The sequence below is a fragment of the Nocardiopsis sp. YSL2 genome (assembly GCF_030555055.1).
Taxonomy (GTDB): Bacteria; Actinomycetota; Actinomycetes; order Streptosporangiales; family Streptosporangiaceae; genus Nocardiopsis.
Genome location: NZ_JAMOAO010000001.1, coordinates 4,230,460 through 4,254,934 on the forward strand (window position 1 = coordinate 4,230,460; position 24,475 = coordinate 4,254,934).

The 24,475-nt window shown below is 66.7% G+C and carries 19 protein-coding genes; 15 read left to right on the forward strand and 4 right to left on the reverse strand.

What is annotated here, in order from left to right; translation table 11 throughout:
• The first annotated feature begins 7 nt into the window (after positions 1–7).
• Positions 8–2,572: an MMPL family transporter gene (locus tag M1P99_RS18720; protein ID WP_304453894.1), complete on the forward strand. Its 2,565-nt coding sequence runs from the start codon at positions 8–10 to the stop codon at positions 2,570–2,572.
• 362 nt (positions 2,573–2,934) lie between these two features.
• Here the strand turns inward: M1P99_RS18720 and M1P99_RS18725 are convergent, their stop codons facing one another.
• Positions 2,935–3,567: an ATP-binding cassette domain-containing protein gene (locus M1P99_RS18725; RefSeq protein ID WP_304453895.1), complete on the reverse strand. Its 633-nt coding sequence runs from the start codon at positions 3,565–3,567 to the stop codon at positions 2,935–2,937.
• A gap of 17 nt (positions 3,568–3,584) precedes the next feature.
• Positions 3,585–4,367 (reverse strand): hypothetical protein, encoded by a 783-nt coding sequence (locus tag M1P99_RS18730; protein ID WP_369696565.1) that lies wholly within the window; start codon positions 4,365–4,367, stop codon positions 3,585–3,587.
• Between the two features lie 646 nt (positions 4,368–5,013).
• Between M1P99_RS18730 and M1P99_RS18735 the strand changes: the two genes are divergently transcribed.
• The 6 genes from M1P99_RS18735 (at position 5,014) to M1P99_RS18760 (ending at position 15,283) form a co-directional block, all read left to right on the forward strand.
• Positions 5,014–6,282 (forward strand): ATP/GTP-binding protein, encoded by a 1,269-nt coding sequence (locus M1P99_RS18735; protein WP_304453896.1) that lies wholly within the window; start codon positions 5,014–5,016, stop codon positions 6,280–6,282.
• Positions 6,282–6,944 (forward strand): RloB family protein, encoded by a 663-nt coding sequence (locus M1P99_RS18740; protein ID WP_304453897.1) that lies wholly within the window; start codon positions 6,282–6,284, stop codon positions 6,942–6,944. The genes M1P99_RS18735 and M1P99_RS18740 overlap by 1 nt, the downstream gene beginning before the upstream one ends.
• Before the next feature lie 54 nt (positions 6,945–6,998).
• A complete protein-coding gene (locus tag M1P99_RS18745; protein ID WP_304453898.1) occupies positions 6,999–9,635 on the forward strand; it encodes a class I SAM-dependent DNA methyltransferase in 2,637 nt (878 codons plus the stop codon).
• Positions 9,628–10,824: a restriction endonuclease subunit S gene (locus tag M1P99_RS18750; protein WP_304453899.1), complete on the forward strand. Its 1,197-nt coding sequence runs from the start codon at positions 9,628–9,630 to the stop codon at positions 10,822–10,824. The genes M1P99_RS18745 and M1P99_RS18750 overlap by 8 nt, the downstream gene beginning before the upstream one ends.
• 113 nt (positions 10,825–10,937) lie before the next feature.
• Positions 10,938–14,492, forward strand: a complete 3,555-nt coding sequence (locus tag M1P99_RS18755; protein WP_304453900.1) for a type I restriction endonuclease subunit R — start codon at positions 10,938–10,940, stop codon at positions 14,490–14,492.
• Positions 14,493–14,497: 5 nt separating this feature from the next.
• Positions 14,498–15,283, forward strand: a complete 786-nt coding sequence (locus M1P99_RS18760; protein WP_304453901.1) for a M48 family metallopeptidase — start codon at positions 14,498–14,500, stop codon at positions 15,281–15,283.
• Between the two features lie 108 nt (positions 15,284–15,391).
• On the opposite strand, the gene M1P99_RS18765 is transcribed toward M1P99_RS18760, so the two are convergent.
• Together M1P99_RS18765 and M1P99_RS18770 are read right to left on the reverse strand one after the other, a co-directional pair.
• Positions 15,392–16,579, reverse strand: a complete 1,188-nt coding sequence (locus M1P99_RS18765) for a helix-turn-helix domain-containing protein (protein WP_304453902.1) — start codon at positions 16,577–16,579, stop codon at positions 15,392–15,394.
• A complete protein-coding gene (locus M1P99_RS18770; RefSeq protein WP_304453903.1) occupies positions 16,576–16,992 on the reverse strand; it encodes an NUDIX domain-containing protein in 417 nt (138 codons plus the stop codon). Before M1P99_RS18770 ends, M1P99_RS18765 begins: the two co-directional genes overlap by 4 nt.
• Before the next feature lie 154 nt (positions 16,993–17,146).
• On the opposite strand from M1P99_RS18770, the gene M1P99_RS18775 reads away from it, so the two are divergent.
• The 8 genes from M1P99_RS18775 (at position 17,147) to M1P99_RS18810 (ending at position 24,474) form a co-directional block, all read left to right on the forward strand.
• Positions 17,147–17,935 (forward strand): TauD/TfdA family dioxygenase, encoded by a 789-nt coding sequence (locus M1P99_RS18775; protein ID WP_304453904.1) that lies wholly within the window; start codon positions 17,147–17,149, stop codon positions 17,933–17,935.
• Positions 17,936–17,937: 2 nt separating this feature from the next.
• Positions 17,938–18,426, forward strand: coding sequence for an NUDIX domain-containing protein (locus M1P99_RS18780; RefSeq protein ID WP_304453905.1), 489 nt, complete (start codon positions 17,938–17,940; stop codon positions 18,424–18,426).
• Positions 18,423–19,094 (forward strand): hypothetical protein, encoded by a 672-nt coding sequence (locus M1P99_RS18785; RefSeq protein ID WP_304453906.1) that lies wholly within the window; start codon positions 18,423–18,425, stop codon positions 19,092–19,094. The genes M1P99_RS18780 and M1P99_RS18785 overlap by 4 nt, the downstream gene beginning before the upstream one ends.
• On the forward strand, positions 19,091–20,890 hold the full coding sequence (locus M1P99_RS18790; protein WP_304453907.1) for a DUF4254 domain-containing protein: 1,800 nt from the start codon (positions 19,091–19,093) through the stop codon (positions 20,888–20,890). Before M1P99_RS18785 ends, M1P99_RS18790 begins: the two co-directional genes overlap by 4 nt.
• 23 nt (positions 20,891–20,913) lie before the next feature.
• Positions 20,914–21,486 carry a phosphoribosyltransferase gene (locus M1P99_RS18795; RefSeq protein ID WP_304453908.1) on the forward strand — a complete coding sequence of 191 codons (573 nt, stop codon included), beginning with the start codon at positions 20,914–20,916 and terminating at the stop codon, positions 21,484–21,486.
• 68 nt (positions 21,487–21,554) lie between these two features.
• Positions 21,555–22,601 carry a glycosyltransferase family 9 protein gene (locus M1P99_RS18800; protein WP_304453909.1) on the forward strand — a complete coding sequence of 349 codons (1,047 nt, stop codon included), beginning with the start codon at positions 21,555–21,557 and terminating at the stop codon, positions 22,599–22,601.
• Positions 22,598–23,728, forward strand: coding sequence for a hypothetical protein (locus M1P99_RS18805; protein ID WP_304453910.1), 1,131 nt, complete (start codon positions 22,598–22,600; stop codon positions 23,726–23,728). Before M1P99_RS18800 ends, M1P99_RS18805 begins: the two co-directional genes overlap by 4 nt.
• Positions 23,713–24,474 carry an SDR family NAD(P)-dependent oxidoreductase gene (locus M1P99_RS18810; RefSeq protein ID WP_304453911.1) on the forward strand — a complete coding sequence of 254 codons (762 nt, stop codon included), beginning with the start codon at positions 23,713–23,715 and terminating at the stop codon, positions 24,472–24,474. Before M1P99_RS18805 ends, M1P99_RS18810 begins: the two co-directional genes overlap by 16 nt.
• Position 24,475: the final 1 nt, after the last annotated feature.

A 24,475-nucleotide genomic window follows, 5' to 3' on the forward strand; every position in this document is an offset into this window, starting at 1 on the left:
GGGAACCATGGCTGAACTTCTCTACCGGCTCGGGCGTACGTCGGCCAGACGCGCCCGGACCGTCATCGCGATCTGGCTGGCACTGCTGGTGTCGGCGGGAATCGCCTACTCCTCCTTCTCCGGTGAGCTGGCCGACAGCTTCTCCATCCCCGGAACGCCCACCGACGAGGTGAACCAGAGCCTCAAGGAGGAGTTTCCCGCCATGAGCGGCGGCCGGGGCACCGTCGTCTACCAGAGCGAGGACGGCTCCGCCCTCACCGAGGAACAGCGGGCGCAGATCAGTGAGCGCGTCGACAGCGCCGCCGAGGTCTCCGGGGTCGAGGACGTCATCGACCCGTTCGCGACCGAGGAGGAGCGCGCCGAACAGGCGGAACTCCTCGAGGAAGGCCGCGAGGAGAGCGAGGAGGGCCGCGCCGAACTCGAGGAGGGCCAGGAACAGCTCGACGAGGCCCGCGCCCTGGCCGAGTCCGCCGGGCCGCTCGACGAGCAGACCGGGGCCGCCTTCGAGGCCCAGCAGGCCGAGCTCGACGCCGGCATGGAGGAGCTGGAGGCCGGCGACGAGCAGCTCGCCCAGGGCGAGGCCCTGATGGAGATGGCCTCCGGGATCCGCACCGTCTCCGAGGACGGCAGCACGGCCATGGTCAGCGTCGCCTTCACCGAGAGCCAGGAGGAGGTCTCCCAGGAGACCAAGGACGCCGTGATGGACGTCTTCGAGGACGACCCGGTGGACGGCGCCACGGTCGACTTCGGCGACGACATCGCGATGGCGCTCCCCAGCCTGGTCAGCGCCGCGGAAGCGATCGGCGTCATCGTGGCGGGCGTCGTCCTGGTGGTCATGCTCGGCACCCTCATCGGCGCCGGACTCCCGCTCGCGACCGCCCTGATCGGCGTCGGGATCGCCACCCTGGCCGCGATGTCGCTGTCCAGCGTGATCGAGATCGCGACCGTGACACCGATCCTCGGGCTGATGCTCGGCCTGGCGGTCGGCATCGACTACGCGCTGTTCATCGTCAACCGGCACCGCCGCCAGCTCATGGAAGGGTACGGAGTCACCGAGTCCATCGGACTGGCCAACGGAACCGCGGGCAACGCCGTGGTCTTCGCCGGCTCCACCGTCCTCATCGCCCTGCTCGGTCTGAACCTGACCGGGATCGGCTTCCTCGGCCTCATGGGCAGCGTGGGCGCCATCGCCATCACCGTCGCGGTGCTGATCGCCGTGACGCTGGTCCCGGCGCTGCTGGCGGTGGTGGGCGGGCGCATCCTGTCGCCCCGCGAGCGCATCGCCCGCCTCGCCGCCGGAACGGGTCGCTCTCCTGAGGGTCTGGTCGACGGGGCCGCCCACGAGGCCGGTCCCCGGCCGATGTCGCACGCGGGGGCGTTCGGCCGTGCCGCGCTCGCCGTCGTGATCCTCGGCGTCATCGCGCTGCCCGCCCTGGACCTGCGGGTGGGCATGCCCGACGGCTCCTCGCAGCCCGCCGAGTCCACCCAGTACGAGGCCTACTCCGCCATCGCGCAGAACTTCGGGGAGGGCCAGAACGGCACCCTCCTGGTCGCCGCCACCCTGCCCGGCGGGCCCACCGACGAGGCCGCCGAGGCCAACGCGGAGCAGTACCAGTACGAGATCGCCGACGCGATCCACGCCCAGGACGGCGTCGCCGCGGTGGCGCCGATCGGGGTCTCCGACGACCAGACCCAGGCCATCTTCCAGGTGGTCCCGGTCGAGGGCCCGTCCAGCGAGTCCACCGAGGAGCTGGTGCACACCCTGCGGGACCTGGAGCCCATCCACGGCACCGGAACGCTCGGAGTGGCCGGTATGGCCAGCGGCAACATCGACATCTCCGAGACGCTCAGCGAGGCGCTGCCGACCTACCTCGCGGTGGTCGTGGGCCTGGCCCTGGTCATCCTGCTGCTGGTGTTCCGGTCCGTCTTCGTGCCGATCGTGGCCACGCTGGGCTTCATCCTGTCCTACTTCGCCGCGCTCGGCGGTGTGGTAGCCGTGTACCAGTGGGGCTGGCTCGGCGGGCTCATCGGCCTGCAGAACCCGGGGCCGGTCCTGAACTTCCTGCCCACGCTGCTGGTGGGCATCCTGTTCGGCCTGGCGATGGACTACATGCTGTTCATCGGCACGGGGATGCGGGAGGCCTACACGCACGGCAGCCCGGCCCGGCTCGCCGTCGTGCAGGGATTCCGCGCCGGCCGCGCGGTCGTCACGGCCGCGGCGATCATCATGATCTCGGTGTTCGGCGGGTTCATCTTCTCCGAGATGACGATGATCAGCTCGGTCGGCTTCGCGCTCGCCTTCGGTGTGCTCATCGACGCGTTCGTGGTCCGCATGCTGCTGATCCCCGCGGTGATGCACCTGGCGGGCGACGCGGCCTGGTGGCTGCCCAAGTGGCTGGACCGGATCATGCCCGACATCGACGTCGAGGGATCGGCCCTGGAGCGCGACCACGCGCGGGAGTCGTCCGGCGCCGAGGAGGGCACCGGTACCGGCGAGTCGGCGACCGCCGGCGAGGCGGGTGCCAAGGCCGAGGGCACCGACGAGTCGGAGGTCGGCTCCGGGCGGCGCTGACCGCTCGGGAGCCGTCCGCAGGAGGCAACAGGAGGCCCGTCGGGGCGCCCCGGTCGAGTGCCGGGGCGCCCCGACGGGCCCGCGCCGTACGCACCCCTTCCACCCCGTGAGGTTCCGGTGGTTCGCGGAGGTGGACCAGGCGCTCGCGGAGGGGGGTGTGACCGCCGTGCGGATGGACACGCCCTGGATGGGAGCCGCAGCCGGCACGGTGCGGAGCCCGGCGGCCGTGGCTGCGGAGCAGGCCGCGTCCGTGACCGTCGAGCGGCTCCGATCCCCTGAGGGACGACTCCATGCGGGAGTCGGTGGAGACGGTTCTTGACTGGATCCGGTCGGCGGCTGAACGGGGGCGCTCGCGCAGAGCCCTACACGGCCGCGGTGAGACGCTGGTCCTGGACGTCGAACACCGCGTCGCAGGCCTCGCGCACACTGTTGTTGTGGGTGGCGATCACCACCGCGCACCCCTCCCGGGCCATCTGGCGCAGGGTGTCGATCACCATACGGCCGTTCTCGTCGTCCAGTGCCCCCGTGGGCTCGTCGGCCAGCACCAGGGAGGGCTTCTTGACCATGAGCCGAGCCAGCGCGACGCGCTGCTGCTCACCGCCGGACAGGTAGTGCACCTTGTCCTTCTCACGTCCGGCCATGCCGACGCGCTCCAGCGCCTCGGCGTGGCGCGTGCGGTTCTTGGAGGCCACGCTCAGGTTCTCCCTGACCGTGGCATTCTCCATCAGCGCGTAGTTCTGGAACAGGTATCCCAGCCGGTCGCGGCGGAAGCGACGTCGTCCTGAGGGGCCGAGGCGGTTGAGCCGTCTGCCGTCACAGAGGATGTCCCCGCCGCTCGGGTCCTCCAGGAGGCCGATGCAGTTGAGCAGGGTGGTCTTGCCCGAGCCGGAAGGGCCGACGAGTGCGAGCATCTCCCCGGCGTGGACGGTCAGGTCCAGGTTCTCCCACAGGCGGCGCTGACCGAAGGACTTGGCGAGGTTCTTGAGGGTGATCATGGTGTTCCTTGGACGGGTCAGGCCTGCGAGGAGCCTTCACGGACGATACGGCGATGGAAGACGGTGAGCGCGCCCAGGGTGATCGTGAGGGAGGCCAGAGCGATGCCCAGGGCATAGAACGGTTCGGCCCCGGTCGCGGTCATCGCACCGGGGACCATGGATCGGCTGGGATCGTTCATGGCTGCCAGCGTGGTGGCGGTGTCCCATGTGGCCCAGGCCATGAAGGCCGCCGCGAGCGTCGCCTCGATGGTGAGCAGCCGCCGATGGGTGGCCAGGAAGGTCCATCCGCTGATGTGCCGGGCGAAGATGGCCTGAGCCCGGGCGCGCACATGGATGATGCATGCGGCCGCCGCGGTCAGGAGAAGCACGGCGCCGGCACCCACCAGGTTGAACACCTCGCTGCGCAGCGCCATCAAGGTGTTGGCGTGGGTCTTCAGAGCGCTGGTGGTGAGGGTTTCGACCATGGAGATGTAGCGGGATGCCTGTGGGTTGTCGGCGCGGAACTCTTCGACCACGTCGGGGTCGGGGAATACGGTCTCCCGTGCGGACATGTGATTGACGTAGCTGCTGTCGGACATGACCTCGCCGTTAGGTAGGGCGATGATGACGGGTTCGTGCAGCAGGGGAAGAAAGAGGGGGCCGTCCGACCGCTCGGCTCCGTAGGTGAACACCGTCTGTCCGTCGGCCGCCGGCAGCACTTCGATGTCGAAGCTGCGGTCAGGTGCGCCTGACATGTCGAGCCAGATGTCGGTCATGCCCTGCACCAGCAGGTCAGTGTGCTCGGCGGCCGAACTGGGCACGATGATGCGAACGCTGTCGTCCGGCCCGTAGCGTTCCCCGGATGGTGCGAGGACCTCCTGCTCGACCAGGTTCGGCGACTTACGGTCGCTGCATCGTGCACCCGGGTGCACCCCCGCCCGCGAAGTGAGTGACGGGATGGGTGGTGCACACTCACCAGGCGGATCCCGGCCCCCGTGCACCCGCTGGTGCACCCCCGGCAACGCAAAAGCCCCTGACCACTTTGCGTTTCCGCTGGTCAGGGGCCTAAGCCTCTGGGGTGAGTGACGGGACTTGAACTGTGGTGGGGAAGTGCCATGACCTGCGGAAACACGAGAATCCGCAGGTAGTGGGGGAGGTCGTCCCCTGGTTGTGCCGGGTTGCCCCGCGTCCTGCTGGGAGGTGTGCACCCTCCGGGTGCACGCTTCGAGCCCGCCTGGCGCACCCCTGGGGGTGCACCACGGAGGGTGAACCTCTCTTTACAGCGTTGGTTATTTTCTGTTGCGCCGTCGGAGATCTGGGAATACTGGTCAACCGTGGCGGCTAGGAGGAGCAAGGGGGTCTTCCTAGGGAAGGGGAGGCCATGCAGCACGCTTCGGCCGACGTGGCCCTGGCGGGGACCGCGAGAGCCAGCCGGTTAGGGTAGCGCTCGAGAAGAAAGGGGGCCAGGTGCTGCTTCGGTTCCGAGTTGCGAACGTGCGGTCCTTCCGTGACGAGCACGAGCTCTCGTTCGTTGTGGATGACGACCAACCTGCCATGGTGGCGCGCCGACTGGAGCTCGCTGGGAAGCGCTCGGTGGGTGTGCTTCCCCTTGTGGGGATCTTCGGCGCCAACGCATCGGGCAAGTCGAACGTCCTGGCCGCACTCACCGACATGCGCAAGGCGGTTCTGAACTCCTACGCACAGTGGGCGTCGTTCGCCGGAACGGAGCGTGTTTCCTTCGCCTTGGACGACAGGTCAGCCGATGAGCCAAGCTTCTACGAAGTGGACATCGTCCTGGACGACGTGCGTTGGACCTACGGCTTCGAGCTCGGCACGGAACGTATCGAGTCGGAGTGGGTGCACAGCTATCCACGTGGGCACCGTCAGGTGTGGCTCGACCGGGACGCTTCAAGGACGAAGCAATACGACTGGCCAGGTAGTCGGGTGAAGGACCGAGCTCACCTGGAACGCCGTACCCGTCCAAACGCGCTCCTGCTGTCCACGGCCGGCACGGACAACCATCCCCAGCTCTCACCGCTCTTCCACTGGTTCCGCCGCAACCTGTGGCTGATCAATCCGGAGGACGAGCGTACGCAGCGTGAGGCCTTCACCGCTAGGGAACTCAGCGGTTCCCGGGCCTCGCGCATCCTCGAACTCTTGCGCGTCGCCGACCTTGGTATCACCGGCGCTGATCTCGTCTCTGAGCAAGGGAAAAAAGTCACGGTGAGGCTCCAGCACGCCGCCTCCACCAGACCCGTCTCCATGGACTGGCGGCAGGAGTCATTCGGTACCCGCTCCTGGTTCGCGCTCCTCGGCCCGCTGCTCTTGGCTTTGGACGAGGGAGCTGTCCTGCTCGTCGACGAACTGGATGCGAGCCTGCACCCGCGCTTCGCAGCGGAGATCATCCGGCTCTTCCACGATCCGGGAGCCAACCCCAAGGGGGCGCAGCTCGTTTTCACCTCCCATGATGCCACCGTGCTCAGTACCCCGAGCGGCGGCCGACTGCTGGAGCCCGCCCAGGTCTGGCTGACGGAGAAGGACGAGGACGGGGCGAGCGAGCTTTACCCGCTGACCGCGGCCTCGCCCGGGGAAGACGAGGACCTCACGTCCTCCTACTTGGCGGGGGTCTTCGGTGCTGTCCCTAGGGTTCTAGAGGGGACGGTTTACCGGACCTTGCTCCTTGACCAGGCACGGCGTGAACTCGAGAGCAGTGAGGACGAGGTGAAGCAGGGCTGATGGCACGCACCCGGGGCAGGGACTCTTTCAAGCCCGCGAAGAAGAAGAGCCAACGGCGCCGCAGGGACGTGTACGTGTTCACCGAGGGCGAGGTCACCGAACCTCAGTACATCGACATCATCACAAAACGGGCCGGAGCGCCTGACGTGGAAGTCCACATCGCCAACGAGTCCGCTCCCGGATCCCAGCGCAAGCCCCTCAAGCTGGTCGAGGCTGCGGTACAGCTCAGCCGGGAGAAGACGCGGGAAGCCAAACGTGATGGTCGGCCCAAGCAGTACTGGCCGAGCGTTTGGTGCCTGTTCGACCGGGACGAGCACGTGAAGATCGAGGCGGCGCTGAAGCAGGCCAAGGAGGGCGGCGTGAGGGTCGCCTTCTCACACCCGTGCTTCGAACTGTGGCGATTGTTGCACCACAAGGCGGTGACGAACACCTTCGGTGGTGTCTGTGAAGCGGCGGCTCAGAAGCTGCCGTTCGCGAGCAAGGCCAACGACATCAAGGTGGTCCTTTCGGACCAAATCCCGGCGGGCAGCTTCGCCGTAGCGAAGAAGCGGGCCAAGCAGATCAACCAGGAGTACGGTCCGCACGTATCCAAGCTCCTGCGCGACCCGTACACCGACGTCTACGAGTTCGTCGAAGAGGGCCTGGGGATCACTGCTTACTGAGGTTCTCAGCTCGGTTATCACCTCGGGGTGCGCACGGCATAGGGTTTCCACGTCATGCCGGTCGGCCGTAGGGAAGAGGGCTTCGTGGCTAAGCTCACGCTCGCGCAGTTGGAGCGCCATCTGTTCGCCGCTGCGGACATCCTTCGCGGGACGATGGACGCCGCTGAGTACAAGGACTACATCTTCGGCCTGCTCTTCCTGAAGCGGGCCAACGACGAGTTCGAGGCGGCCCGGGAACGGATCCGGCATCACGCGGAACACAAGCTGGGTATGACCGGAGATGATCTGGATGACTACCTGGAACTACCAGCTCCTTACTCGGGGCGCGGTGCACTGTACGTCCCCAAGATGGCACGATGGAGGTTGATCTCCTCCGGTACCCACAACATCAACGAGAGGTACCTGCGGCCCGCCCTCCAGGCTCTGGAGAGCCAGAACCCTAAGCTTGACGGGCTCTTCGACCAACTGGACTTCAACCGCATCGGGGGCTCGGGGACCGCAGCGGCGGCCAAGCTGGCCGACCAGCGGCTCAAACTGCTGATCGAGCACTTCGGTCGGGTACGGCTCCGCACTGACGACTTCGAGTTCCCGGACCTGATCGGTGCCGCCTATGAGTACCTGATCAAGGAGTTCGCCGACTCGGCTGGACGCAAGGGCGGAGAGTTCTACACCCCCCGTGCGGTCGTGCGCATGATGGTGGAGCTGCTGAACCCCCAGCAGGGGACGCGGATCTACGACCCGTGCGTCGGCTCGGGGGGCATGCTCATCCACGCCAAGGAGTACGTGGAGGAGCACGGTGGCGACTCTACGGATATGTTCTTCGCCGGACAGGACGCCAACAGCGGCTCGTGGATCATGTCCACGATGAACATGGTGCTTCACGGGGTGAGCACTCGGTTCGACCTGGCGACGGGCGATACCCTCTCCGCTCCCATGCACGTGCCGGCCTCGGACGCGGAGCGCTACGACGGGGTTCTGAGCAATCCGCCGTTCTCCATGGACTACGAGCTCGGAGAGCTCACCTACGCCGACGAGCGCGCGAAGTACGGCGTGACGAGCGAGCGTGGCAAGGCCGACCTGATGTTCCTCCAACACATGCTCTGGATCACCAAGCGGCGCGGACGCGGGGGCATGGTCGTCACGGTGATGCCGCACGGTGTGCTGTTTCGCGGTGGCGGTGAACGGGAGATTCGCACGGCGCTCCTGGACGAGGACGCGGTGGAGGCGGTCATCGGGTTGGCGCCCAACCTCTTCTACGGCACCGGCATCCCGGCATGCGTCTTGCTCCTGCGCCCGCCAGGCAAGAAGGACGCCGCGCGTGCGGGGAAGGTCCTGTTCATCAACGCCGACCGCGAGTTCCACGCGGAGCGGGCCCAGAACGTGCTGCTACCCGAGCACGCTGAGAAGATCGTCTCCACGTTTCGCGAGTACGCGGAGGTGCCCGGCTTCTCACGGGTGGTGACGCGGGAGGAGCTGCGCGACAACGATGACAACCTCAACATCCGCCGCTACGTCGACAACACGCCGCCGCCGGAACCGCAGGACGTGCGCGCGCACCTGGTGGGCGGGATGCCCCGCGCGGAGATCGAGGAGAAGCAGGAGCTGCTCGATGCCTATGGGGTGCGGGTCACCGACCTGTTCACCGAGCGCGACCCAGTGGATCCGGAGTACGTGGACTTCCTCCCGCAGGGGCAGCGGCCGGACGCGGCTCGAATGGCCGAATTGGTGCGCCCACGCGAGGAGGCACTGCGCGTAGCGTTCGCCAAGTGGTGGGAGGAGGAGGCCAGGCACCTGGAGTCGGTGGCGGGGACGCCGGAGCGGCTGGTTGACCTTACCCCGGGAGAACGTAAGGCCGCGCTGATGGCGGTGCGCGGGTCGCTGATGGAGTCGTTCGTGGAGCGGCTGGGTGGGATCGGGCTGCTCGACCGCTATGCCTTGGCCGGGGCTGTCGCCGGGTGGTGGCACGAGGCCAAGTACGACCTGCTCGCTCTGTCGGAGAACGGGTTCGAGGGGGTGCTGAGGGGTTGGGTTGAGAACGTCGAGACCATGCTCGCGCCGGAACAGGATCCCAAGACCCGTAAGTTGAAGAAGCGGTCGGCGGCCGACCGGCGCCAGGCCTACGACCACAAGGTGGTCGCCGTGATCGCGCCGGACTTCCTGGAAGAATTGGCTGCGGCGGACGCGCACAAGGCGGAGTTGGACGCGCACTGGAAGGAGCTCAACGGCGAGCTGTTCGGGGACAGTGAGACGGAGGGCGGGGCACAGGACGGTGACGTCGGCGAGTCCCAGAACAGTGGTACCCGACTGAGCGCGGAGCAGGAAGCCGAGCTGGACAGGGTCAAGAAGGAGCGAACGAAGGCCGGGGCGGCGATCAGGCGCCTCGAAGCCGACTTCTGGTTCCCGTGGCCGAGCGATCCGCCCACCTTGGACGACGAGAAGCCGAGGCTGTTCCAAGCAAGAGACAAGGTGGTGGAGGACCCTGAGGAGGTGCGCCGGGTAGTGCTGGAGCTCCTGCGGGACGACCTGGCGACGAAGCTGGAGGGGCACATGGCGAGTCGGCGCCGGGAACTGATCGACGCTTACCAGGTGTGGACGGGCAAATACGCGGTCGCGCTGCGGGAAATCCGCACGCAGCGCGCGAACGCCGAGGCGACCCTGGATGGCTTCCTAAGGGAGCTTGGTTATGCGTGACACTATGAGCTGGCCTCTGGTGCGTCTGCGCGATATCGCTGTGATTTGTTCCGGTGGAACTCCATCTCGTGATGATCTCTCCCTATGGGGAGGGGAGATCCCTTGGTTGACGCCGGGAGAGTTGAGCGGCCTGGGTGAGCGGGTCGTTACGCGCACTGCAGAAGAGATCACTAGTCGGGGAGTTCGGTCTTCTGGGGCCGTCGTGCTCCCGGTCGGCGCGCTCATGGTGACGACAAGGGCTACCCTGGGCGCTTGTGCGATTGCTGGCGTTCCCATGGCGACCAATCAGGGGTTCAAAAACCTCATATTTCAGAAGGAAATCGCTAATCCGGAGTTCTACTTCTATGTCTTGAAGGCTCTAGTGCGCGAGATGACACGTCGCGCAAATGGTACCACCTTCCTGGAGATATCGGCGAATGAGTTTGGTAACCTGGAAGTTCCGCTGCCGTCAGTCGTAGAACAGAGGCGGATCGTTCAGGTGATTGATGCGGTTGCTGTGCAGGAGCATGCTATTAGGGAATCTATCTCCAAGCTTCGGAGCGTTCGTCGAGGAACACTCTTGTCTGCCATGGCTCCCTTGCGGGAAGGGAAGCCCCCGCACGGTTGGGAACGTGTTCCACTCAGCGATGTTGTGCCCTTGGCGGAGTATGGTGTCTCTGAGGCTCTCGACCGGGACCCGCGGGGTCTTCCTGTCCTCCGTATGAACAACCTCGAAAACGGTGCCCTGGCTCTGTCTGACTTGAGGTACAGTCCTGTTCCGGTATCTGATCGGCTTCGGTTGAAACAGGGAGATGTGCTCTTCAACCGGACGAACAGCATTGACCACGTTGGCAAGGTCGCACTATGGCGGGGTGAGCTCCCAGAGGCGTCTTTCGCCTCCTATCTAGTGCGGATAAATCCAGATGCGTCCCGACTGATGTCTGAATACCTTGTCGAATGGCTTATGCATCCGCTCATTCGGCAGCGGGTGCGGTCGGTCTCAACTCCAGCTGTGCAACAGGTAAACGTTAATCCGACTCGACTGCGCGATCTGGAGATCGACATGCCCACTTCTCTGGATGAGCAGCGGAGGATCATTGAATCGTTGTATGTGTGCGACGAGAAGATCACGGGCGAGCAGCTGGAGCTTAAGAAACTGGAGGGCCTGAAGCAGGGGATCGTGGACAACTTGCTCAGTGGCAAGGTGTGATCCTTCCCTTGCGTATCAGCTGGTTCGAGTCCATCCGCATGTTTCGCTGCGTGGTGTAAAGCGGACCGTCCGGGGCCGGTACGCTGACCGCAGTGGATGGAGGGACGTACGGTATGGCGCGGGTACAGGTCGAGCGGGACGAGGTCGAAGTTCCCATCATCGCTCAGCTCACGGCGATGGGATGGACTCACATCTCCGGAAAGCAGGTCGGTACACTCAGCGCTGACCAGCCGGTACTCGCCGAAATCGCTGGTAGAGCCCTGCGTCGTGTCAATCGTCGCGCGACGGATGGCGAACCGTGGATGGACGAGTCCGACGTCAGTCGTTCTCTGTCCGAGCTCGCAACGGTTTCCCGTGGTGAGGGTGTCAGCAAGGCCAACTTCGCTGCCACCAATCTCCTCCTCAGCGGCATCCATCTCCATGGCCCGTCCTCCGGGCATGGCGGATCCTCGGCGACGGTGCAGTTCGTCGAATGGCATGAGGAACGCTTGGAGCTCAACGACTTCACCGTCGTTGATCAGCTCCGCGTCAAGAATCGCTCCGGCGACGTCTCGGTCCTCGACCTCGTCCTTTTCGTTAATGGCATCCCCCTCGTCGTGATCGAGTGCAAGCGCCCCGATCTGGCGGACCCCCTCGACAGTGCCGTACTCGACCTACGGCACTACGCTGGGGACCCACTCGATGACGACGCCCGTGGGGACAGCGGCCTGGCAACGCCCGCCGGGGTCCCCGAGCTGTTCCGCACCGTGCAGTTGATGGTGGCAGCCACCGCGGAGACCGCCTACGTCGGTACGGTCACCTCCGGACCCGAGCACTACCATCCGTGGCGCAGCGTCGAGCCTGAGAACGAGACGACGCTCACTGCCGAGCTGCCATCAGGTACAGGTCCGCTTAACGAGCGGCACAAACTCGTCGGTGTCGTCCTGCGTCCCAGGGGCCTGCTCACCTTTGTCCGGCACTACATCATTCCGCTGCCTGTAGACACCGGGATCGGCGGGACCCGGATGATCAAGACCGTCGCCCGGCATCAGCAGTACCGCGCCGTTGAGAAGGCGGTGCGCAAACTGCTCACGGGCCGTACACGGGACGGGCTCGACCTGGAGGACGAGCGCGGCGGGGTCATCTGGCATACCCAAGGCTCCGGCAAGAGCCTCACGATGACGTTCCTGGTGCGCCGGATGCACCTGCACCACCGGCTCAGTGAGTTCACGGTGGTCGTGGTCACTGACCGAAGGCAACTGCAGACTCAGCTCGCACGCACGCTCAAGCACAGCGAATCCGATGTAGCGACCGCGGAGACGGCGACCCAGATGGAGGGCCTGCTGCGCGACGGCGGCCGGCGGGTTGTCTTCGCGATGATCCAGAAGTACGGGTCCGCCGGGTTCTCCTTCGCCGCCGAGGGCCGGGAGAACGGCGACGACCGGAACCTGGTAGAGGAGTACAAGGACGCAGAAGAGGCCAGGAACGAGCGGCGAGCCCGCTCTGCGGCACCGGTGCCCAACCTGCCCGTGTGCAACACCTCCTCCGACATCCTCGTCCTCGTTGACGAGGCGCATCGCTCGCACACCAGCCTGCTGCACGCGGCCCTGCGCAAGGCGATCCCCAACGCTGCCAAGATCGGGTTCACCGGAACACCGATCATGACGGAGCGGGCCGAAGACACCCGCCGGATCTTCAGCGGCGGTCCCGACGGGGCGTTCCTCGACACCTACCGGATGTCGGACGCCGAGCGCGACGGCGTGGTCGTGCGGATCCGTTACGAGGGCCGCACCGGCGAGGGCAGTGTCTCCGACGCGGAAGGCTTGGACCGCTCCTTCGACGACCTGGTCTCCGACCGGTCGGAGGAGGAGCGCCGCCAACTGCTGAAGCGCTGGCCCACCGAACGCGACGTCGCCGAGTCTCGGTCGATGATCGAGGCCAAGGCCAAGGACATGCTGGAGCACTGGGTGACCACCGTCCTACCCGGTGGCGGGTTCAAGGCCCAGGTGGCGGCGGTCAGTCGGAGAGCCACTGTTGCGTACCACCACGCGCTCAGGGCAGCCCGGGACGCCCTGATGGAGGACCTCGCCGAGTTCCGGCCGGAGTCAGTGACGGGGATCCCGTTGGAAAACCTGTCCCGGAGGACACGGTATCTGTTCGTTGCGTACCAGTACCGCGCGCTGCTGAGCCAAATCGACTTCGTGCCGATCATCTCCGAGGGTGCGGAGCGCAAGCACGGCCATTGGCTGCATTGGACCGACTCGGTGAGTCAGGCGGCCTACATCGACCGTTTCCGCCAGCCGTTCCCCACACCGCCACCGGATCACGACTGGACTGCTGCCGTTCCCTTCTCCGCTCCTGAACAGGAGACACAGGATCCGGGCACCACCGGCGACAACCCCTGGTCTCAGGAGGGCATGGAGCAGCCGGAGAGGAGCGCTACCGGCTTCGGCCCAGTCCACCCCGACAGCCCGATCGCCTTCCTCATCGTCAAATCCATGCTCCTGACCGGCTTCGACGCGCCGCGCGAGCAGGTCCTCTACCTGGACCGGCCCATCCGGGACGCCGAACTCCTCCAAGCTGTCGCACGGGTCAATCGGCCGATGCCGGGCAAAGACATTGGGTACGTCGTGGACTACTACGGTGTCTTCGAGCACCTGGCCGACGCCCTGGCCGACTACCGACGCGACGATGTCGACGACACCATGCGGAGCATGTCCGAGGAGATTAACGCGCTCGCGCCCGCGGCCGAGGCCGTACGCGGCTACCTTGCCGGGCTCGACGTGGACGACGCCGGGCTCACCGACGCAGCAGCGGTGCGTGCCGCAGCGCTGGAGTTCGAGGACGATGCAGTGCGACTGGGGTTCGACGAGGTCCTGAATCAATTCCTAGCCGTCCTGGAACGGGTTCTGCCGCACGAGCATGGCCTCCACTACGCGGCCGAGGCACGACGTTGGACCATGTTGCAGAAGCGCATCCGTACGCTGCACCGCGACGGGCCGGGGGGCACGTTCACGATGCGCCTGTACGGCCGCAAGGTCCGGGCGATGATCGCCGAGCACCTGGAAGGGCCGCAGATAGACGAGGTCATCGCACCGGTGTCGCTGACCTCGCCGCTCTTCGACGAGCGGGTCAAGGACATGCCGCCGCGGGAGGCCGCAGCTGAGATGCGGCACGCGCTGCGCTTTCACCTGGAGGAGCGAGTCAAACGTGAGGACCCTGAGAAGTACGCCAGGCTCTCGCAGCGGCTGGAGGAGATCCTGCGGGAGGCGCCTGACCGGTTCGAGGACCAGATCGAGGCGTTTGAAACGCTCATGGACCAAGTCAGGCGGGAGGACGAGGACGATCCGCGACTGTCCGGGCTCAGCCCTCTGGAACAGGTGCTGTACCGAATGCTCGACACGCAGCTGGAGGAGAACCCGGGTCTACGCAGGCCTGGAGAGGAAGCCATGAGGCACATGGTCGCCGACGTGCGCGCCACAGCGGTCAGAATCATGGGCAAGGTGTCGTACCAGGGGCAGCATCAGGACGTCAAGATCCTGGCGGGAGGCATCCACGAGGTGCTTGTCGAGCACGGAGTGCGGCCCACTACTTCTGAGTGGACACTGGTGGATGGTGTCTCGGAACGACTCGCAGCGCACGCCGCACAGAACCGTGCGGCGTTCCTGGCCAGTGGTCGGCGACAATAGGTCGGGTGAATCCCGCGACCACCGATCCCGATTCCGGGCCCCTGTCCGATGGCGACAGACTTGTTACTGACAGCCGAGACCTACGCGTCAGCGTTAACCCACGCCGTACACGCTTCGCTTTGACCGTGGAAACGGATGCCTCCGTGACTCTCCACGTGCCTGAGGGCCGGTCGGAGGCTGAGGCGAGGGAGTTCGTCCAGGCACATCGGTCATGGGTGGACGCCAAAATCGCGCTGCGGGAGAGAACCCGTGCGTTGAACCCGGCCAAGCGCCTGGTCGAGGGCGAGATTTTCCGCTACCTGGGGCGGACGTACCGGCTCGCGGTGGACCCTGGCTTGTCGGCGGACACGCCGGTGCGGCTTGTCGCTGGCCGCTTGGTCATGGGTGAGGACTTGTTGGAGAACACGAGCCGAGGTAAAGCCGCCTTGGTCGACTGGTACTGCCGAGTGGGGCGGGGCTGGGCATTGGGGCGGCTCCAACCGTGGGCGGCCCGTATGGCGGTCGCCGAGCCGGATCTGGCTGTGCGTGACCTCGGCGGGCGTTGGGGAACCTACCGCCCGGATAGTAAGGGTCGGGGTACGGGCCGAATGAGCCTGGGCTGGCCGCTGTTCCAGCTCCCTATGCCTCTGGCGGACTACGTCATCGCCCACGAGCTAGCCCATGTTCGCGTGCCGGGGCATGGTGCGGACTTCTGGAGGCTGCTCGGGCGGGCACTGCCCGAGTGGAAGGAGCGCCGCGCTGAGCTCGACGAGTTGGGGCGCCGCCTGTGGATGGGAAGGATCGGTTCCTGACGCTGGGGCCGGAGATGCTTACCGAGTCCGCATCAGACCGCCATGGTGGGCTGTACTGAGGTTCGCGAAGGTCGACTACTCAGCATCAAATGTCGGGATCGCCTGCCGTCACCTGCGCCTCGGATGTGTACTGCTAGTGAGGGAAACAGCAGGTCTGCGATGTTGATCAAGATCGTGCAGACTCGCCAGGGCGTCGGTTCGGATCCCCTCGAGCCCGACCGCCTCCGCGCTCCGTACAATTCGTTGAACCTGGTGCGGCAGTCTGTGGCGCGCGGCGAGCGACAGCGCTTCGTCGTACAGAGCGTGTGCGCTGCTAAGATCCCCGGCCGCCGACAGAGCGTCGGCTGAGGTAACCGCCTCGATGGCTGCCCATTGAGGGGCTGGAGCTTCGCCCGATCCTGGACGCGACTGGGCCAGCTCCGCCGCCATGCCTGTGCGTCCGGTTCCCATCAGACCCCTCATACGCACCTCGCGCAGGGAGAAGGGGGTGAAGAGGATTCCGCTTGGCCCTGCCTCGTCCATCAACCGCTCGGCTGCGGCCATGGAGTCATCGTGCAGTCCCGCGTTCCCCTGTTCCCCCGCTGCCCGGGCGAGCAGGATCAGTGTCTGACCGCGTTCCTTCTCGTCCCGGGAGAGTTCGGCCGCCTCGGTCAGCCGTGCGATGGCGGCCTCGCCGCGGTCGACCTTCCTCAGTTCGTTGCCGTGCATCCGCAGCACGTGCCCGAGGAAGGCGCCGTCGTCCAGGTGTCGGGCGAGCCGCATGGCCTGGCCCGTCCAGTACGCGGCCAGATACAGACGCTCCTCCGCCAGGACGTGCCCCAACGATGTGCCGAGGGTTGCTCGCGCGCGAGCCAGTAGTGAGGCGGTCCCGTAGTCGACCCGCCCCTCCCTCAGACGAGCCTCCAATCGGGCCACCAGCGGCCACAGCTCTTCGACTGCCTCAACAGCGCGGCCCGCCTGCCGGGCGATCTCCGCGAGTCGCACGGTCGACTCCCCAAACTGGAGAGCGGCGAGGAAGTCGGCGTCCTCCTCGGCCGTGATTCCCAGGGCGTGCGGTGGGATGGCCAGGACCCGGCTGACGTGCGAGAGCCCTTGGCGGTCGTTGATGGTGCGCTGGCGCCGCTCCAACAGAGAGACGTAGGAGGGGTCGTATCCGAGGAGCTCGCCCATCGCCGCTTGGGACAACCCGGTCAGCTTTCGGTAGCAGCGGAGGATCACCGCCAGATCCCGGCTCCCCAGGGCCTGGCGTGCCTCAGGCAGTAGCCAGAGCCAGCGGACGGCGGGCGCGGTGGTCACGTGCGCGACTGGGCGTACCAGGCCAGGACCGACCGCTTGTAGCCCTCGGGCATCGGCAGGCCGGGCACCTCCGCCTCGGCGAACAGCCCGGCCTCCTTGTGCTCGCTGGAGACCACGACCGGGGCCTGGGAGCCGACGCGGCACCCGTAGGTGACGATGAAGACGTGCCGGTCCACCTGGGTGATGTGGTACATCCACGAGTCGAGGATGCCGGCCACCTGCACGGGCCAGCCCGTCTCCTCCTCGATCTCCCGGACGAGGCACTCCTCGGGGGTCTCGCCGATCTCGATCTTGCCGCCGGGCAACTCCCACTCGTCGCGTTCGTTGCGCAACAGCAGCACCCTGTCGTCGCGGATGACGACGCCCTTGACCGAGATAGGGAACGTGCGCGGGACGTAGGGGGTGTCGGACACGGGAGGGCTCGCTTTCGAAGGCGTACAGGCTCGACACTGGCGAAGCTAGCAGGGAACCGCCCGCCCTTGGGCGGATCGCGCCTTGACAGATTGTCACTGGCCTTCTCGCTCACCGTCCGTGAAGCTGAGCGGTGTGTACGAGACAACACCTCCTGTGACCGCCGGTGCCGACTCCTCCTTCGGCCGACACCTGGTTGACCTGAGCCGAAGCTACCTCCACCGACATCTGGCCTCCGTCCTCATGGAGAGCGGTTTGGCCACCTTTGACGGAATCCCCGACCGTGCCGCCTTCGCCGGTCTGGCCCATGATCTGGCTGCCCTCTACCCCCACCCGGACGGCGACCCCGATGGACTCACCCTTCTGCACGCACGAGAGGGGACCCCAGAAACAGGTAAGCGAGGGTTCACCGACTCCGAGCTTCTCCCTCACACGGAACGGTCGTGCACACCGAGTCCTCCGCGCCTGCTCATGCTCATGTGCCTGACCCCGGCCGACCACGGAGGCCAGACCCTCCTCACCGACGGCCAAGCCATCGTTGAGGACCTGGTCCGCACTGAGCCAGAGACATGGCGTGTGCTGTCGGGCCCGTATACCGCCTACTTCGGGGGAGCCGCCGGCCACGCCGGATCGATCTTTGAGCCCACCGGTACCGGCAGGTGGTCGATCCGGCTGCGCCTTGACGAACTCGTCCGCTTCGCGCCCTACGCGATCCCGCACATGGAGGTCCTTCGGGAGGTCATTGACCGACACGTGATGACCCTGCGCCTGGGCCCGGGGCAGGGGTTCGTCCTCGATAACGCGCGCTGGCTCCACGGCCGCCACTCCTTCCAGGGCCCTCGCGTGATGCTGCGTGCCCTGGGGGAACCGCGTTCCAGCCTTCCTCTGGATCGCGGATTCCGTGTATCCCTCCCCGACCTCGAACACACGATCAGGAACGAGTGAACGTGACTGAGATCGTCAAGCAGAGCGCCCGCGCCCTCCTCTTCGACAGCGAGCGGCGACTCGTGCTCATCAAGCGCACCAAGCCCGGTCAAGAGCCCTACTGGGTTGCCGTGGGAGGCGGACTGGAACCCGAGGACGCCGATGCCGAGGCCGCCCTGCACCGCGAGGTCCTCGAAGAGCTCGGCGGCAGGATCGACCGGGTCCGTCAGGTCCTCCTCATCACCGACGACCTTCCCGGCGGAATCGGTCTCCAGCACGTCTTCGCTGCCCGGTTGACCTCCATGGATCTGTCTGGTCGCACGGGGGTCGAGTTCACCGAACCCGGACGCGGTACCTACGAGGTGGTCAGTGTCCCCGCGACGCGGGACGCGCTCTCCGCGCTCAACCTCCTCCCACCCCACCTCGCCGAGTTCGCCCAAGCGAGCGTTCACGGCCTGCTGGCGCTGGTGGACCAGGCGGATGAACCAGTCGAGGGGGACGAGGCGCCGTGACCGACTTCGTCAGCCTCAACGGCCCGGACAACTGCGGCAAGTCCACGCAGGTCCGTGCCCTGGCGAACGGCTGGGAGGGGTTCTGTGACCTGGGTCCTGTCCACCGACACGACCCGGCTCCCTGGGGCCGTGTCTCCGGAAAGGGATACAGCACCTGGTGGTTCACCACCTCCACGACGGAGGAACTCACGCACATGCTGTTCTCCGGCCACGAGACCCGGGCTCGGGCACGTCCTCCCGACCGGATCGGAATTCTCGACCGCGGCTGGTACATGCTCCTCGCCACGGCCGTTGCGACGTGCACGGTGAAGGAGTCCTTGCCGCTCGACGCTGCCTGGACCCGTGTCCTCTCACTACTGGGCACCGGCGAGCCGCGTCCACCGGAGCTGCCCATCCTGTTGCTGCCCTCGCTCGACACCGAACGCAGCATCGCCATCGCCCAGCGGCGGGAGGAGCGCCCGTGGAGCGGCGTCTACCTCGACTATCAGCGGCACCTGCACCGCGTGCTCCTGAAGATGGTGCGGCAGGGCGTTTTCGCCGAGGTCGTGTCCGGTCAGACACACGGCATCGATGCGACGCATGACCTCGTTCGCCAGGCCCTGATCGCACACGGTGTCGGAGTTCCCCCGACGATCCGCCATTCCGCGAAGAACGGACGATTCCCGTGACCCCTCCCTTCCTCTCCCTCAGCGATCCCCTCAACGCCCTCCTCTTTCTGCTCCCGCCCAAGGAACGCGTCCGGTTCGACGAAGCCACCGAAGGGCTCCACCACACGAACCACCGCCTGTGGTTGGCCGAAGACGGCGTGCGCGGCGACCCGGCTGACGCGGTGCGGATCGCCGATGGCAAGCGCACCATTGACCAGCTCAACATGGACCGCGTCCGCCACGCCGAGCGCCTCGACGAGGTGATCGGCACTGCGTGTCCACGTCCTGCCCTGACCGCTCCGCTCCACACGGAGCCGCTCAGCTCCGCGGTCGACCGGTTGTCGGTGACGGTGCTGCGTTTGCACCACACACGACAGGCCGCCGACAGTGATCCGAGTATCCGCCCTCGGGTGGCCGGGATTCAGACACAGGTACACGACCTGCGCGAGGCGCTTACCTCCTTGGCCGAGGAGGTCGCGGCCGGACGGAGACGACTCCCCAACGGAGCACGGTTCAAGCTCTACGGGGCGACGGCGCGGACTGAAGTCCGTCCCACTCCGAGCCCCAACTTGCCACCGGTCATCGCACTGGGTGGCCTGAGCGAGTGCGGCAAGAGCACGTCGGGGATCTTCCTGAACCGGGATGTGGGCGCCGCCCGGTTCAAGATCGGCTACCTGCTGATCCAGGCCGCCGCCCGTAGGGGCCTGGCCGACCCCTACGCTCTGTCGCCGACGCGCCAGGCTGAGCTGCTCCTGGACGAACTGAACCGGTTCGCCGACGCTCACTTGGACGTCGACCTGATCACCATCGAATCCGTGCACAGGGCCGATTCGATCGCGGCGCTCAAGGCGATGATGAGTGGGCGTCTCCGGGTGGTCTACGTTGACGCTTCCCACCCGGTTCGGCTCGTACGTTCGGGAGGTGACGATCGGACTCTTGAGGAGAAGGACCGGACCAAGAGGGCCAGGGGAGCGGACCGGATCCCGGCCGACTCGGTCCTGGACAACTCTGGCAGTGTGATCCGGCTGCATAGCGGACTTCGGCGCCTGGCCAGTCCGGCGGTCGGCTCGCGATTCAAGACCATTCTCCCCGAAGAACTCGGGTTGCCCGCTGCGGTGCGGACAGCGACCTCCCGGTTCGTGGACTCGCTTTCCGCGCTCCCCAACGAACAGCTCCTCGTCGCTCTGACGGGGAGCTCGGTCAACGGCGGTTGGGAAGCGGGGTGGTCCGACATCGACCTGCTCACCATCACCGAAACCGGGCACAGCGAAGCGGTGACGCGTGCTGTCGGCGAATACCGCTACGCCCTCCTGGACTACGGAGACATCCATCTGGGTGCGACGGTCCTTCCCATCGCCGAGGCCCGGACCCGCCGACTCCCGAACCGGGTGCTCGCCGCGCTGGTCATGCTCCAGGAGGGTGCCCCCGCACTCATCGCCAGCCCTGGTCTGGAGCTCCCGGTGATCTCCCGACGAGAGGTGGAACGCGCGACCCCCGCCGCCCTGGCCGACGCCGTTGCTACCACCCGGAGACTCCGCCATGACCCCGGACGTGGACGGATCCGCCCCCTTTACAAGCACCTGGTCCTGCTCTGCCGACTTCTGCTCAGGGAGCAGTCGGTATGGGTGAACGGCAACGACGACATCGTTCCCGAAGCGGTCCGCCTGCTGCCAGGGCTGGGCCCCCTTGACCTCCCGCCCCTGGCCGAGATCATCGCCGCTCACCGGGAGGGCACGAACCGGGCCCAAGTACTCGACGCGATCGAAGCGTCCGTGGACCGGCTGCTCACCTGGCACCAACGACAGTGCGCCGCCTGACAGCCGACCGGAGAGGAAGAAACATGGAAACGGCCACCCCAGGAGCGGGCTTCCACGCGGAGATCGTCGCTCGTCTGGACGCGGGACCCAGCAGCCGCCCTGAGCGCGTGCTCCACGACCTCGATGGCGCCCGATCCGCGGTGCCCCCTTCCGAGTTCACCACCGCTGGTCGCACCCTGTGGGAACACCTGTGCCGAACGGTTCCCACCGTGTACAGCGCCGACGCGGTCCTCGGCCTGGACGCGGGCGGTATCATCCCCGCCCTCGCCATCAGCCTGGCGTCCGGACTCCCCTACAAGCTCGCGTGGAAAGTACGCGTTCCCCTCACCGGCGCCGTCCACTTCGTTGAAGGCCACGCCAACCGGCCGAACGTGTTCGCCTACGGGATCGCTCCCGGGCACAGCTACGTCCTGGTCGACGACGAAGTGACGACCGGCATCACCCTGGTGAACCTCGCCCAGGCCCTGCACCGCCACGGGGCACACCCGGTGGCAGCGGTATGCCTGGCCGAGGACACCCGTTACCAGGCGAGGTCGGTCATCGAGGAACTCGGTCTCCCGCTGATCTCCCTCACCCAGATCGGGCGAGACCAATGAGTCCAACGAACAGCCTGTTCCCGATTACCCGCCACTGGGGGAGCACCACCGTCTATACCCCAGAGCAGGTGCTCAGCCTCCCCCTCGGCTACGACCGCGAGGCGACACCGGTCGGCGAAACGCTTCCCGGGCATCCTGACCACGAGTTGCGGCGTGCCCTGGACAGGTGCGCGCGGATCGTGGTGGCCTTCGACGGCAAGCTGGGCGACTCCCTCCTGGCCTTCGGCGCCGTCACCGCGATCACCGACGCACTCTCTCTCCTTGGAAGGAGCGTCCCTCTCACCACGCGCGGCCGGTACGGATCTCTCTACCCGACCGGAAGAATGACCGGTTCGTACGGTTGCTCGCTCCGGCTCATCGTCGGCGACGAACCGGGGATAGCGCTGGCTCAACCGACCGGCGACGACCACGTCCTGCTCTGCCGTCCGGAGGAGGCCCACTGTCGCAGCGACGGTCGACGAGTCCACACCTTCCTGCCCTCCCGGTACTACCTGGGAGTCGAGGAGCGAGCCGGTGTCCGTCTACCCGGTGGTCCGCCGTTCCTGCCGTCCCTGGCCCGCGAGGCCGGTGACTCCGACGGGCGGACGCTGACGATCGCCGCCGTGACCGCGACCAGTTGGCCCCGACGCAAGGACTACGGAGCCGAGCGGTTCACCATGGCCGCGCGGGTCATCGGAGAACGGCTTGGCCGTCGTGTGCGGCTTATCCTCGTGTCCGGCCGTGATGGAACAACGCACCGGCCCTCCGACGCGGGTGGCGTGCGGTTGGATTCGGTCGCAGGAGCAGATCTGGAGACGCTGGCCTCACTGTTCGCCCAATGCGACGTGGTCCTGGGCAACGACACCGGGCTGACCCACCTGGCCGCATTCGTCTCGAACAGGGCCGAGGTCATCGGGCTGTACGGACGGCACTCCCACAGCAAGTGGCGGACCGGGCTCGGCCACCATCACGCCCTTGCCACGCCTTTCTCTGAACACATGCATCGCTGGGACATGTGTCCGGTACGCGACGGCCTGGACGAGACCGCAGACGAGCAGCGGGCCCCGCTGTCCGCGATCTCCCCGACCCTCCTCGCGGACACCGCCGTCCTCGCCCTGGAGCGTAGATCCTCATGAGGAAGCCTGGACCGCTTCTGCGGATCGGACGGCCGCTGCGGTACACCCACAACCGGCTCTACCCGATCGACACCCCGCGTCGGCGGCTCATCGCCAAGTGCATGCCCGACCACGGCGAGGCTCGCGCCGAGACAACAGGGCACCGGCTCCTGCGCGGGTGGTATCCGGTGCCCGTCCTGCACCACCACTTCCGGCTCCTGAGCCATGCCGTCTTGGTGTACGAACGGCTCCTCGTTGGACCCGACCGCGGGCTGCTGCTGGACCTGCTCAACATCCCCGATGGCGGTGACCACTCGGCCCTGGACGCCTACATGCGGGAACTGACGACCGTCTACCTGCGTGTCTTCACCGAGACCGCCGAGCTGAGCCCTCCATCTGCGGTGGTCGGCAAGCTGTACCACGACCGGGCGGCACCGGGCGGACGGCTCGACCGCTACTACGCCGGCCGTGACCTTCCACTGACCGATGCTGAGGACGGGCCCAGACTCAGCGACCTGGCGCGGACTGGCCTGTACATCAACGGACGCCACTACCGGCTCGACTGGGACGCAACGATCTCCTGGCTGCGAGGTGCGTTCGGCACCCCCGTCTGGAGCGCGATCAGCCAGGGCGACCCGACCGACGTCAATCTCGCCGTGCCCCTGGCCTGGCTGGACTACGACACCGCCGGACGCAATGCCATCGTGGGCGAGATCGCCAACTTCAGCTTCTACACAGCCGTGCTCGGAGGCTGGCTGGTCCCCCTCCTCAATCCGGAGGCATTCGCCCAACACCCCGCCACGTTTGACCGAGTCCCCGCGAACACGCCGCGTGTCAGCTCCCTTCTGTACGCGGACACGCTTCACATTCGGTTCACCGACCGCCTGACCCACGCGCGACGGCTCGCTCTGTCCCGTTACTGGGAGCTGTTCGTCCGCCCCCTCGCAACCCGCTATTTCCCTGGAGACACCCTCGCCGAGGCGCTACGCCCCTACCTGGCGATGCGGATCATCGGTGTGTTCGACCTCGCCCAGATGCCCTTGGACCAGCGGCTGTACCTGCTTGCCAAACTCGCTCTGTGCATGGTGCCCGACTTCTCTCCCACCCGCTTCTTCGGTCTGACGGAGTCCTCATGCCCTACTCGTTGAAAGGCCGCCTAGCACTGGTGACCGGAGCCACTGGAGGAATCGGATCCGCCATCGCCCGTGCTTTCGCGGTTTCCGGGGCACGTGTCGCGCTGGCCCACTTCGACAGCGCCGACGATGCTAACGACCTCGCCCAGGAGATCGCGGATGGGGGAAGCGTGGCCGAAGTCTTCGACGCGGACCTGCGCTCGCCCACCACGCCAGCGGAACTCCACGCACGCGTGCACGAATGGATGGGGCCGCCGGACATCCTCGTCACCGCCGCTGGGGACTACCCCAGGACACCACACGCGGACCTCACTCGGGATCGGTGGTCGGAGTGCCTGTCCCTCAACCTGACCGCCCACCATCTGCTCGCGCAGGCCGCCGTACCGGCGATGATCTCCCGACGCCACGGCCGCATTATCACCATCGGTAGCGTGCTCGCCTCCGCCGGCAGACACAACCTGGCCGACTACATCGCGGCGAAGGCCGGACTCGAAGGGCTCACCCGTGCCCTCGCACGCGAACTCGGCGAACACGGGATCACCGTGAACTGTGTGGCACCGGGATCCATCCGCGTACCCGCCGAGGACCAGGTCGTTCCGGATACCGAGGCCATGGAGGAGCGCCAACTGGCCCGGCAGTGCGTCCGACGCCGCGGCCGCCCCGAGGACGTCGCCTCCGCCGTGGCGTTCCTCGCCAGCGACGAAGCCGGATTCATTGCCGGTCAGACCCTGCGGGTGGACGGAGGATGGCTCCTTGGCTGAC

Coding starts and splice junctions, on each gene's coding strand:
- M1P99_RS18720 (WP_304453894.1), top strand. CDS start 8: ATGGCTGAACTTCTCTACCGGCTCGGGCGTACGTCGGCCAGACGCGCC.
- M1P99_RS18725 (WP_304453895.1), bottom strand. CDS start 3,567: ATGATCACCCTCAAGAACCTCGCCAAGTCCTTCGGTCAGCGCCGCCTG.
- M1P99_RS18740 (WP_304453897.1), top strand. CDS start 6,282: ATGGCACGCACCCGGGGCAGGGACTCTTTCAAGCCCGCGAAGAAGAAG.
- M1P99_RS18745 (WP_304453898.1), top strand. CDS start 6,999: ATGCCGGTCGGCCGTAGGGAAGAGGGCTTCGTGGCTAAGCTCACGCTC.
- M1P99_RS18750 (WP_304453899.1), top strand. CDS start 9,628: ATGCGTGACACTATGAGCTGGCCTCTGGTGCGTCTGCGCGATATCGCT.
- M1P99_RS18755 (WP_304453900.1), top strand. CDS start 10,938: ATGGCGCGGGTACAGGTCGAGCGGGACGAGGTCGAAGTTCCCATCATC.
- M1P99_RS18795 (WP_304453908.1), top strand. CDS start 20,914: ATGGAAACGGCCACCCCAGGAGCGGGCTTCCACGCGGAGATCGTCGCT.
- M1P99_RS18805 (WP_304453910.1), top strand. CDS start 22,598: ATGAGGAAGCCTGGACCGCTTCTGCGGATCGGACGGCCGCTGCGGTAC.
- M1P99_RS18810 (WP_304453911.1), top strand. CDS start 23,713: ATGCCCTACTCGTTGAAAGGCCGCCTAGCACTGGTGACCGGAGCCACT.